At 67.6% G+C, this 2,712-nt stretch carries 2 protein-coding genes; one reads left to right on the forward strand and one right to left on the reverse strand.

Features of this window, described 5'->3' with window-relative positions; all coding sequences use genetic code 11:
* Positions 1 to 72: 72 nt before the first annotated feature.
* Positions 73 to 1,908 carry a transketolase gene (locus NTZ26_04075; protein ID MCX6559669.1) on the forward strand — a complete coding sequence of 612 codons (1,836 nt, stop codon included), beginning with the start codon at positions 73 to 75 and terminating at the stop codon, positions 1,906 to 1,908.
* Between the two features lie 18 nt (positions 1,909 to 1,926).
* Here the strand turns inward: NTZ26_04075 and NTZ26_04080 are convergent.
* Positions 1,927 to 2,712 (reverse strand): M28 family peptidase (locus tag NTZ26_04080; GenBank protein ID MCX6559670.1); only part of this gene is annotated, 786 nt, incomplete at its 5' end.

Consider the following 2,712-nt stretch of genomic DNA (forward strand, 5'->3'; position numbering starts at 1 on the left):
AGCGATTGTCGGCCGCGCCCGAAACCACTATAATGAGCCCTTCCATACCGCCCTCGCAGGAGGCCTCCGCCCATGACTTCGACCCTTTCCGACGACGCCCTGGCCGGGATCGCCAAGCGGCTCCGAGCCCATTCCCTTCGCATGACGACGGCCGCCGGCTCGGGCCATCCCACGACCTGCCTGTCCATGGCCGAGATCGCTGCCGTGCTGTTCTTCCAGGCCATGCGCTGGAACCCGCGCGATCCCGAGGACTGGGGCAACGACGAGCTGGTCCTGTCCAAAGGCCACGCCGCGCCGATCCTGTGGGCGGCCTACGCCGAAGCCGGGGTCATCACGCCGGCGTCCCTCCTCAACCTGCGCAAGATCTCGAGCGAGTTGGAGGGGCATCCGACCCCCCGCATGAAATGGATCAAGGCCGCCACCGGATCGCTCGGCCAGGGCTTGTCCGTGGGCGTCGGGATGGCAGCGGCTCAGCGGCTGGGCGGCTCGCCGGGGCGGGTCTTCGTGGTCATGGGCGACGGCGAGTGCGCCGAAGGGTCGGTCTGGGAAGGGGCCAACGCGGCCGCCCATCTGAGATTAACCAATCTCTGTGCCATCGTCGACGTCAACCGGTTGGGCCAGTCGGGCCCGACCATGCATGAGCACGGGGTGGCGGCCTACGCCCGAAAGTTTGAAGCCTTTGGCTGGGCCGCAGTCGTCATCGACGGTCATGACATCGACTCCGTGAGCCAGGCCTTGGCCCAGGCGGGCCGCACGGGCGCGCCGCTGGCGGTCATCGCCAAGACCCTCAAGGGCAAGGGCGTTTCCTTCCTTGAAGACCAGAACGGCTGGCACGGCAGGCCGCTCAAACCCGAGGAATTGGAACGAGCCTTGGCCGAGATCGGCCCCCTGCCTGAGGGCGATGCGGCCGCGCTGATCACGCCTCCTCCCGCTGCCACCCGGCCCGAGCCGGGCGTGCGATTCGATTTCCCGCGCACGGCCTACGCCGAGAAGACGGCCACCCGGCTGGCTTACGGCAAAGCCCTGGCGGCTCTGGGCGGGGTCAACAGCTCGATCGTGGCCATCGACGGCGACGTCAAGAACTCCACCTATGCCGACAAGTTCTTCGAGGCTTTCCCGGCCCGCTCCTTCCAGTCCTACATCGCCGAGCAGAATATGATCGGGATGGGCATGGGCTTCGCGGCCAAGGGCTACATCCCGTTCATGGCCACCTTCGCCGCCTTCCTCACCCGGGCCCACGACCAGGTCCGGATGGCGGCCTATTCCTATTCCAACATCAAGGTCTGCGGCTCGCACGTCGGGGTCAGCATCGGCGAAGACGGGGCGTCCCAGATGGGCCTCGAGGACATCGCCCTGTTCCGCTCCGTGCCGGGCTGCGTCGTCCTCTACCCGGGCGACGCAGTGTCGGCGGAAGCCTGCGTCGAGGCCGCCGCCCGGCATCGGGGGCCGGTCTATATCCGGGCCTCCCGGCCCGCCACAGCCCTGCTCTACGGTCCCGGCGAGACTTTCCCCATCGGCGGATCGAAGATCCTCCGCCATTCCGCGCAAGACGCCGTCTCCGTCATCGCGGCCGGCATCACTTTGCACGAAGCCCTGAAGGCGGCCGACGAGCTGGCCGCGGGGGGAATCGCCATTCGGGTCCTGGACGCCTATTCCGTCCAGCCGCTCGACGTCGAGGGCCTTCGTGCCGCCGTCTCCGAGACTGGGAACCTGGCGGTCGTGGTGGAAGATCATTACGAGGCGGGCGGGCTGGGGGAGGCGGTCGCCTCGGCCTTGGCCGGCCGGGCCCGGATCCGGCATCTCTGCGTTCGCGAGCTGCCCCGATCGGGAAAGCCCGAGGAGCTGCTGGACCGCTGCGGGATCAATGCCCGCGCCGTCGTCGCCGCCGTCAAGGAGCTGATGGCCTAGAGGCCGGCCGGGCGCATATCACTTCATGATGGCCCGGGCTCGGCCCCAGTCCCAGCTCTCGATCCCGAATTCCGTCACGGCTTTGATGGCAACGTCCACGATGTCGCCCTTTTTCAGGGCGGCCAGCTTGACCTGGATTTGCGGCGGGCCCGCTGTCAGGCGAGCCGCCTGGGGGGCGGCGACGAATTCCACCACATAGGAGCGGACGCGCTTTTCCGGGCTGGGCGCCCAAGCGACGTCCACGGTCCCGTCCTTGGCCAGCCCGATCCGGATGTCCTTGGGCGGGGCCGGACTGGACGCGACCAGCATGACGGCGGCGATGTTGTATTTGGCCGCCTCGACCAGGAGCTGATGATTGACCGTCTCCAGCAGATCCGTCGGCTGGTGGTAATAGGGGTTTCCCAGGACCGGGTAGGAGCCCAGGCCGCTGACGACATCGCCGTAGACGTCGTAGAAGGACTGTCCGTCCGTCGACATGACATAGCGGGTGTCATAAGTGATCAGACGCGAGAACAGGAAGGCGGCGGCGTGCTGGATGTCCCGCAGGCCGGCGTTGGCGAAGCGGATGGTGTCGTCCAACCGATGGTCGTCGGCCCAGCCGATCATGTCGTTGTTGATGTCGGCCGCGATCTTCCAGCCCTTCTCCTTGGCCGCCCGGACGAACTCGCGGCTGCCGAGAAGCCCGGCTTCTTCGCCGGTGAAGAAAGCGAAGCAGATCGTGGCCGGTAGCGGCCGGCCCGCCAGGAGCCGGGCCGTCTCGAGATTAACGGCCGTCACCGAGGTGTTGTCGTCGGCCCCCATGCT

This window comes from Candidatus Aminicenantes bacterium, assembly GCA_026393855.1.
Taxonomy (GTDB): Bacteria; Acidobacteriota; Aminicenantia; order Aminicenantales; family UBA4085; genus UBA4085.